This is a genomic window from Paenibacillus sp. FSL L8-0158, assembly GCF_038592965.1.
Classification (GTDB): Bacteria; Bacillota; Bacilli; order Paenibacillales; family Paenibacillaceae; genus Paenibacillus; species Paenibacillus polymyxa_D.
In genome coordinates, this window is the sequence record NZ_CP151949.1 from 2,721,691 (window position 1) to 2,732,500 (window position 10,810).

The 10,810-nt window shown below is 47.6% G+C and carries 2 protein-coding genes; both read left to right on the forward strand.

Annotated features, from left to right (window positions below):
• Window positions 1-8: 8 nt before the first annotated feature.
• Window positions 9-9,371, forward strand: a complete 9,363-nt coding sequence (locus NSQ68_RS12270; RefSeq protein ID WP_342428966.1) for an amino acid adenylation domain-containing protein — start codon at window positions 9-11, stop codon at window positions 9,369-9,371.
• Between the two features lie 12 nt (window positions 9,372-9,383).
• Complete coding sequence (locus NSQ68_RS12275; protein WP_342428967.1) at window positions 9,384-10,637, forward strand: MFS transporter; 1,254 nt, start codon at window positions 9,384-9,386, stop codon at window positions 10,635-10,637.
• Window positions 10,638-10,810: the final 173 nt, after the last annotated feature.

The window sequence follows — 10,810 nt, forward strand, 5'->3', positions numbered from 1 at the left end:
GAAATCCGATGAGTAAAAGGCTTGAAATCGAAAAAGTGGCCAATTTAACGCCTTTGCAGGAGGGGATGCTCTTTCATACAGTGATGGAGCCGGAATCACAGGCGTACTATGAGCAAGTACGAATGACCATCCGGGGTGAACTGAACCTGGAGGCTCTGCAAAAGAGCTTCGAGACTCTGGTGCAGCGTCACGAAACGCTTCGTTCGAATATTTATCATAAAAGTGCTTCCCGTTCGCGGCTCATCGTGTTTAAGGAGCGAAATCCAACGCTTCGTTACGAGAATCTGACGAATATTCCCGAGGCAGAGCAAGCAGAGGCCATTCGCAGCTACGCAGACGCAGACCGAAACCATCGTTACGATCTGAGCAAGGATTTGCTCATTCGTCTGGCTGTGCTTCAAACCCAAACGAACGCATATACGCTGCTTTTAAGCTTTCATCATATTATTATGGATGGCTGGTGCCTCGGCATCGTGATGGACGAGCTGTTCGCGGCTTATGAAGCACTGAAAGCGGGGAAGCCCGTACAACTGCCAACACCGCAGCCCTATACTGGCTATGCCCGCTGGCTGGATAAGCAGGATAAGGAGGCGGCGAAGGAATACTGGCGGTCCATCCTGAACGGCTATGATCAGCCAGCCGTGCTGCCAACCCTGCCTGTAGCCCATCCGCTCCAGCCAGATACCGGGTACTTGCTGCATGAACATAAAATAACACTCACGGATGAAACAACCCGTCAATTGCGGACGGTGGCTGAACGCAACGGAACGACCCTGAGCAGTTTGTTTCTGGCTGCATGGGGAGTCGTGCTTGGAGGATACAACCAAAGTGAAGACGTCGTCTTCGGCACCGTCGTTTCCGGTCGACCGCCGGAGCTTGAAGGTGTGGAACAGATGTTGGGACTTTTTATTAATACCATACCGATACGAATCAAATTGGATGCAGACCAGCCATTCTCAGGTCTGCTTCGTGAAGTGCAGCGCAGCGCGGTTCAATCCCGGGCATATGACTATTTTTCACTCGCTGAAATCCAGTCCCAGTCAGCGCTCAAGCAGCAACTCATGGATCATTTTGTTGTATTTGAAAATTACCCGCTGGAGGATATGGTTGGCCGGCCTGATCTGAAGGAACGGCTTGGATTCGTCGTGGAGGACGCCCAATTGTCCGAAGAAACACCTTACCCCTTCAACATCGAAGTGGAGGACGGAAAAGCGCTGAGCTTTATGCTGTCCTACAACAACTATGTCTACAGCGATGAAGCGATGACACGGTTAGCCGGACATGTGGAGCATACACTCGTTCAGATTGCGCGTACACCAGAAATCCTGTTGCGGGACATTCGTCTGCTGACCGCTACAGAAGAGACGGAACTCACCTATGTATGGAGCGGGCCGATTGCCGACTATCCTGCTGGAACGTTTCATGGAATATTTGAGGCGCAGGCAGAACGTATCCCGGAACAGACCGCCGTCATCTACGAAGACACCGAACTGACCTATCATGAGCTGAATGAGAAGGCCAATCTGCTTGCTCAAGCACTGCAAAACCGTGGGGGCAAGCGTGAGCATCTCGTCGCCGTGATGCTTGAGCGTTCAGCAGACATGATTATCGCTGTGTTAGGGATTATGAAGGCGGGAGCTGCCTACGTACCTGTCGATCCGACCTACCCGAAAGATAGAATTGCTTACATGCTTCAGGACAGCGGAGCTACGATTATGCTCACGCAGTCTTCCTTGACTGAACTATTGGCCGATGTGGATTTTGCGGGGGAAGTGCTGGACTTGCCAGCGTTACTTCAACAAGCTTCACAAGCGGAGCATTCCCATCAACAAGCGCCTATCTACACACCTATTCATGATCCCGAGGCTTTGGCCTACGTCATTTACACATCAGGAACGACGGGCAACGCCAAAGGCGTGATGATCGAGCATCGCCATTACGTAAATACGGCGTGGGGCTATAGAGAAGCTCACCAATTAAAAGAGTTTCCCGTCAAGCTCCTTCAGATTGCCAGTATGTCGTTCGATGTCTTTGCCGGTGATCTGGCCAAGACATTCGTGAACGGAGGCACCATGGTCATTTGCCCACAGGATGTGCGCAACGATCCTCCAGCTTTGGCCCAGGTTCTCGAACAGCACGAAATTACGACGTTTGAAGTTCCACCAGCCTTGTTGACGCTGCTTATGGACTACGTATATGAACACGGTACAGATGTCAGTGCCATGAAGCTGCTTACTACAGGCGCGGACAGCTTTGGCGTTGAAAACTATCGGACGCTTTTGAATCGCTTCGGCGATACGATGCGCATCATGAATACCTACGGTGTAACCGAAGCGGCTATTGATTCCAGCTTTTATGAAGAAGCAGCTGAACGTCTGCCTCCATCAGGTATCGTCCCGATTGGAAAGGCACTGCCGAATCATAAAGTATATATCGTGGATGAGGCTTTGCGTCCGCTCCCTGTCGGCGTAGCCGGGGAGTTGTGCTTGGGCGGCGCTTCTGTGGCCCGCGGTTATTTGAACCGTCCTGACCTGACGGCGGAGAAATTTGTACCGAATCCTTTTGTAAAGGGAGAGCGTCTGTACCGCACCGGAGATCTGGCACGCTGGCTGCCGGATGGCAACATTGATTTCATCGGTCGGATTGACTTTCAGGTGAAAATTCGTGGCTACCGGATCGAACCTGGTGAAATTGAGTCGGCCTTACTCCAATTGGATGAGGTACGCCAAGCGGTGGTCACGGATAGAACGGATAAAACCGGACAAAAGTATTTGTGCGCCTACGTAGCAGGTACAACCGACAAATCCCTTCTGCGGACAGAGCTTGCCAAGCAGTTGCCAAGCTATATGGTGCCCGCACATATTATCGTGCTGGATCAATTACCTTTGACCCATAACGGTAAAATTGATCGACGTGCGCTTCCAGAACCCGAAGATTTTGTGTTGACCGACGTCGAGTATGAAGCGCCGCAGAGCGAACTGGAGCAAACACTCGCTTCCATCTGGGAGGAAGTCATTGGTGTTAAGCCGATTGGTCTGCGCAACAACTTTTTCGAGCTTGGTGGCGATTCGATCAAAGCGTTGCAAATCGCAGCCCGATTGAACGCGAAGGGCCTCAAAATGGACATGAAGGATTTGTTCCGCCATCCGCAGATTGATTTGATTGCTCCTTATATAAAAAAAGTAATTCGGACCATCCCGCAGGGGGCAGTACAAGGTACAGTGGAGTTGACACCGATCCAATGGGAATTTTTTGAGCATCATCGAACAGAACGTCATCATTACAGTCAGGCTGTCATGCTCCAGAACCCCGAAAGATGGAACGAAACCTGGCTGCGAAGCGCCGTGGACAAGCTGACCACGCACCATGATGCCTTGCGCATTACCTTTGATGAGCGTGAAAAAGAACCTGTCGCCTATAACAGAGGCACAGCCGAAGGTGAACGCTTTACATTGGAAAGCTACGATTTTTCACATGCTGACCAGCCTGAGGAAGAAATCGCGCAGCTCGCTGACGCGTTACAAAGTCGCTTTGATTTGCGGGGCGGCCCGCTTGTGCGTTTGGCTTTAATCCGGCTACAGGAATCTGATCATTTGTTAATCGTCATTCATCATCTTGTCGTAGACAGTGTGTCGTGGAGAATCCTGCTGGAAGACTTGGAAACAACCTACCAACAGTTAGCTAACGGTGAAAAGCTACAGTTACCCGCCAAGACCGATTCCTACAAAGAATGGGCAGCGCGTCTGTCCAAGTATGCACAAAGTGAACTGGCGCGCCAGGAAATCAGCTATTGGAATACGGTAGAAGCTCGTGAAATACTTTCGCTGCCAAAAGATCATGAGGTTTCAGATAGCCTAATCCGTGACGGGCGCAAATCCGCAGTGACACTCAGCCGGGAAGAAACCGAAAACCTGCTGAAACACGCGCACCATGCTTACAATACAGAAACAAATGATATTTTACTGACGGCGTTAGGACTGGCTTACCGGGAATGGAGCGGACATGCTGAAATTGCAGTCCAGGTGGAAAGTCATAACAGGACGAAATTGATTAAAGACATTGACGTATCCCGTACAGTTGGCAGGTTTACGTCCGTGTATCCGTTTGTGGTAAATGTGAGCAAACCCGAAGATTTGGCCCATCAAATCAAGCTGGTTAAGGACAATTTGCGACGCGTACCCAACAAGGGTGTCGGCTATGGCATTTTACGCTACTTGACCGACAGGGAGCAGCAGAATAGGGTAACCTTTTTTGCTGCCAAGCCACCTGAGATAAGCTTTAGCTTTGACGGAGAAGCCAGAGAAGGTACGACATGGCGCACCTCGCCACTATCCACGTTTGCCGGTACTGAAATCAACCCTCTGACTAAAAAAGCGCCCAGCTTTGATATTCATGGTGCGGTGGCTGACGAAAGACTCCGCATTGTATTCGAATACAACGCACGTGAATATGAAGCATCGACGGTGGAGCGACTTACAGCCAGCTTTAAGAATCATCTGATCGAACTTATTCGCCATTGCTGTGCCAAGGATACAGCAGAACAAAGCCCGACGGATTTTACATATGGGCAATTGTCTCTGGATCAGTTTGAAAATATTGCAAATCGCTTGTCAAATAAGCTGTTAAACCACCAAGTGAAAATTAAAGACCTCTATCCGCTATCCCCGATGCAGGAGGGAATGCTATTTCATTCCATACTTGATGAAGAGTCAGAGGCTTATTTCGAACAAACGATTATTACCATTCATGAAGCTATGGATACCAACCTAATCAGCCGAAGCTTACAAAAGCTGATTGACCGATATGATATTTTCCGTACGGTATTCATGTATAAGGAGGCGGATCGTCCGCTTCAGGTTGTACTGGAGGAACGATTAGCTGCTCCTGTCCATACCGAAGATGTGCGTAGTTTACCGGATGCGGAAAAGCACAGACGACTTCAAGCCATTTTACAGGAAGAGCGGCAGAGAGGTTTTGATCTGGAAAAGGAGGTTCTCATCCGGTTAGCGCTTGTACAGTGGGATGAGGACACCTCAAAGCTCATCTGGATCTCTCATCATATTATTATGGACGGCTGGTGTCTGAGGGCGGTAGCCAAAGATTTTTTTGATATTTACACATCGCTTCGGGACGATACTCCTTTAAAATTAGAGCCTGTCCAGCCATTTAGCAGCTTTATTCAGTGGTTGGAAAGACAAAATAAAGAGGAAGCAGCAGCATACTGGAAACAATATGTGGCTGATTTTGAAAATGAAACTGTCGTGCCCGGCTATACTCAATCCGTCGATCCTTCATTTCAGGTAGAGCAACTCATATGCACATGGGGAGAGCAGCTGACCCAAGGCATGGAACAAATCGCCAAGCAAAACCGTGTCACCGTCAGCACCTTATTTCAAACCGTTTGGGGCTTATTACTACAAACGTACAACAACAGTAAGGACGTCATTTTCGGGTCTGTTGTGTCGGGCAGACCTGATGAAATCCCCGGTATTGAAAATATGGTCGGATTATTCATTAATACCATACCCGTACGTATTAAAAGCTCCGCTGAACTGCGGTTTTCCGACTTGCTTACGTCTATACAGGATTCCTTAATGGAGTCCAATCGGTATTCCTATTTTTCCTTGGCTGATATTCAAGCCCATAGTGTACTAAAACAAAACCTGATCCAGCATATTGTCGCCTTTGAAAACTTTCCCGTTTCGGAAGAACTTACTGGATTAGAAAAAAAAACCAAAGCACTCCGTGTTGGTGAAGTAGAGGATATTGAACAGACGAATTATGATTTGAATGTAATCGTCATGCCTGGGCGCGAGCTGGAAATCAAATTTAGCTATAACGCGCTGACGTATAACAAAAATGCGATCAAACAATTGGCTGCTCACCTCATCCAAATGATGGAGCAAGTTATTCAAAACCCAAATATCCGGGTTTCGGAGATTGATCTATTGACAGCGGAGGAAAAACAGCAGCTCTTATTTGATTTTAACGATACACGGAGACCGTATCCATCGGACCACACCATACATCACGTATTTCAAGAACAGGCTGAGAAAACACCGGATGCAGTAGCTATTGTATTTGAAAATCGTGAGCTAACCTACCGCGAATTAAATAAAAAAGCTAATCAGCTGGCCTCGAAGCTGCGGAAATTGGGGGTTGCGCCGGATACCATCGTAGGCATTTTGACTGAACGTTCACCAGAAATGATTATCGGTATTCTTGGTATTTTGAAGGCGGGTGGAGCCTACTTGCCACTGGAGCCTTCTTATCCGCAGGAACGGATTATGTTTATGCTTCAGGATAGCGGTAGCGAAATTCTGCTAACCCTATCTGACAAGGGTAAACAGATGAACACTTTCGATTTTTCCGGTACGGTTCTGGATCTGGCCGACATCAGCTCCTACGACTCCGAGGACTTCATTTTTTCCGAATCGACAACGGCAGACGTTCTGGCCTATGTCATGTATACATCTGGCTCAACTGGACGTCCCAAAGGTGTCATGATTGAACATCGGAATGTCATACGGCTGGTGAAGAACACCAATTACGTACCATTTGCCGAGAACGAACGCATTTTGCTGACCGGGGCGCTCGTGTTCGATGCCTGTACCTTTGAAATTTGGGGAGCATTGCTGAACGGATTGCGTTTGTACATTGTACCGGAATCCGTAATCTTGGATGCTGTTCAGCTTGGTGAAGCGCTGGATCGATATCATATTACAACGATGTGGCTGACATCGCCCTTGTTTAACCAACTCACACAGCATAAACCAGATCTCTTTGCTTCGCTAAAGCACTTGCTGGTGGGCGGGGATGTGCTTTTACCTGGGATCATTAATACGGTTAGAGCACATTCTCCGGGACTGAACGTTATCAACGCCTATGGCCCCACAGAAAACACAACATTCTCTACTTATTTCCCGATTGATAAGGAATATAACCGCATTCCTATTGGTCGCCCAATTGGCAATTCAACTGTTTATATTTTGGACTCCTCAAGCAGGCTGCTGCCTATTGGTGCTCAAGGGGAAATTTGTGTTGGTGGGGATGGTCTGGCGCGCGGCTATCTAAACAGGGATGATCTGACCCAGCTAAATTTTGTCCCTAATCCATTCATTCCGGGCGAAAAAATATATCGGACAGGTGATTTGGGCAGATGGCTACCGGACGGCAATCTGGAGTATCTCGGACGGATAGACCAGCAGGTTAAAATCCGCGGATATCGTATTGAACCTGGGGAAATTGAAACCCAGCTCATGAAACATGATGCAGTTCGGGAGGCGCACGTAGCGGTAAAAAGCACGAAGGATGGTCAAAAAACGCTCTGTGCTTATATCTCAACCGACGTACCGCTATCCAAGATTGATATGAAGACCCATTTGACTGGCCAGTTGCCGGATTATATGATTCCTGCCCAGTATGTGTTCCTGCCGGCGTTTCCCCTGACAACGAACGGTAAAATCGACCGCCAAGCATTGCCTGAGCCAGAAATGACCAGCGGTTCCGATATGGAATACGTTGCTCCAAGAAATGAAGTGGAACAACAGTTGGCGAACCTGTGGCAAGCGGTGCTTGGCGTTGAAAAGGTCGGCATTGACGACGGCTTTTTCGAGCTTGGAGGTCATTCATTGAAGGCCATTCAACTGGTATCGAAAGTACAGGAATCGAACATTCCGCTGGATATACATCAATTGCTTCAATATCAGACAATAAGAAGTTTGTCTGATCTTTTACAACGTGTTGAAGAGGGCGGAGTGAACGCGGATACGCTCATTGCGAAAGCTCAGGAGGTTGAGCGGGCTATTACAGAAGCGTTTGGTGTACAGGTCTTTCTTCAGTCCGTTTCCACCGATAAGCAAAACTATTTGTTCCTGCAAGTGGAGCCTTTTCACGTAGAACAAGTTCAGGCAATCTCAGAATTTATCCAATCTCATATCCATCCAGACCTGCACCCGCATTATATCGTTCGCTGGGGAACCGACGAACCAGATAGAATTCTCGGAGCTATACCGACAAACGAAGAACAAGAAACCTTACTTAAACAACAGGCCGATGTATGGCTTGCCAGCATTGCTGAGTTAAATACTGAGTGGAATACCAATATACTAAGTCTGAATGCTATTGGGCGCTATCCGCTTGCACCAGCTCAGCATTACCATTTGCAACATTTTACAGGCTCGGGTATGGCTGTGCAGTTAGATAGCTACTTGAAAACCGAGCGTTTGGCCGTAACGATTCAGCGGCTTATTGAACGCCATGAATTGCTAAGAAGCGTACTTGTTCAATCATCCGGAGCATGGGAATGGGAGTTGCGTCCAGTTCCAGAGCATCTTTTTTTACCGACTGTTGATCTCTCCGGTCAGCCGGTGCAAGCACAACGCAGGCTTCTTTCTTCCATTGCTTCTAACCTATTTTTAGAACCTTATAAACTTACACAGTCGCTGCAGTACCGGATCGTCCTGATTCGCTTAAATTTGCGGGAACATCTGCTATTGTTTCCTTGCTCGCACATCATTTTTGATGCTACGAGCAGTGACATCCTGCGCAGACAACTCCTTGATGAATATCATCGTCCGCAGCAGACGGCACATGCGACAGAAGAGGTGCAATACCGGGAATATGTAAACTATATTCGCCAAGGCCCTCAAGGAATCGGGGATCAGGAAATCAGCGAGCAATTCAAACTCCAGACGTTTGGTGAGAATAATGATCGTATCCATGTGCTGACCGAAGAACGCAACTATGCGGACACTACCAGATATCGTTGGGAGCTGAATTTAAGCGACATTTCAGAGCAGCACGGCGCTGCGAATATGTGGGATATTTCGCTTCAAATGGCTGTACGTTTTTTCAGCAGCTATTTCCAACTCTCTGATGTTCCATTTTGGATTACTAATTATGGAAGACAATATGGCGACCGAAACTATTTTGGAACCGTAGGCGAGTGTATTGATCATATACCCGTTGTGCTGCAGGAAGATGACACTGAATCCTATGAAAAGAGTATCCATACCCACCTGGACTTTGCTTCACGCTATCATTTGAACTTTTTCAATCTGATCTTCAATGCTGAAATGGAGAAAGCTTACCCGGTATCCAGCAGCATTTTGAAAAAAGGACTTGAACAGCTGCCTATCGTATTCAACTATTTGGGTGAGGGACGAGAGGATGCAGAATTGCTCGACAATCTGCATACCGAAGGCACACAGGCCAATGTCAACAAGGTTATTTTCTTTGAGTCAGAGCATGTAGGGGATATTCTGAAAATCTCACTTACCATTCCATATCATGAGAACGACCAGTATATTCATCAAATCTTCCAGACTGCTAGCGACAGGCTCTTGAATGCTTTGACCATTTTGCAGTAAGGAGATGAAGATGTGAATCCATTGTTTAAGGATAGCCGTTTTATCCGATTTTTTGCATCTCGTACTTCTGCCAATATCGCAGACAGCATTTATTCTATCGTCCTGCTGTATTTTGTTCAGCAATCGACACAGTCGGTGGCGATGACCAGCTTCACGTATACGGCCGTATCTGCGGCGTCGATTTTCAGCTTTCTCGTGGGTCCTTTGGTGGACCGTTATTCACCGCCCTTGTTGGCCAGCATCGCCTTGTTTACGCAGGCTGTACTAATTTTGGTCGTCCCATTTCTTATTCAGGACGGGATGGTTAATCTGGTCGCTATCCTTGTTATTGTATTCATTGCATCCTGCTTCTCCACACTGTTTTATCCGGCCAATAGTAAAATGCTGCCGCAATTGATAGGCTCGCCGGATTTGATTGTCCGGGCGAATTCCATGATTTCGTCGACGGATCAGGTTATTAATATTGCCGGATATCTGGCTGGAGCCTCGCTCATCATCGCAATGGGGATGAAAAATACGTTTTTTCTAGCCGGCGCGATGCTGTTTCTGGCAGGCTTTGTATATGTCAGGCTCAACAAGCAAATTGATGCTCCTCGGGTGGAAGACACGAACGGAAGGAGTTCGCTAAAGCTCGTGTACTATCTAAACGAATTGAAAGAAGGGTATCTTTTTGTAAAACGGCACACCTTCCTGAGAATTATGCTTCCGTTCTTTGCGCTGACAAACTTTTCGATGGCGATCTTGGTCATTGCCATGCCTTCTATCGCAGTATCCTATGGCTCGCCGATCTATTACAGCTTGCTGTATGTAGCCTACTTTATCGGTATTTTTATTGGTTCCTTTCTCGTCAGTGTATTGAAAAAGAACGGCATTACCATCGCAGTTTCCTGGGTAGCCATGGGGCTGGCAATCTATGTCTTTTCCCTTGTGCCAGATATGTGGATGAAGCTGCTGGCAGGTCTGTTATTAGGCATTTTTACTGGCATCATTAATGTGCTGCAGACGTCTTTGATTCAAATTATTACACCGCTGCCGTTACTGGGACGTGTTACAGCCTTTTTAAACACCTTGTCGAGCGCGGCTCTGCCATTAGGGGCCTTGATTGGAGGGGCGCTAGCTTTACGGTTTGCTCTGAGTGAGGTTCTTTTTTTCAGCGGACTGATTACTGTATTGTGCGGATTGATTATGTTTCTGGTTAAGGATATCCGCCAGTATCAGATTCCTTCTGGGGAGATTGGGAGAGTTGCCCCTTCCCACAATTCATAAGCCACGCATGTCAATGCCAGGTTTTCATCATAGAACCTGGCATTTTTGTTTGTCTGGCCTCGCCATGATAAGGCTGACCATTTTGGTGCTGGTGTTGGAGTGCCATTTATGGTTATCATAGACAAAGGTAAAACTATCGTTACATTTGGACTCCAAAGGAGATACAAAATGGC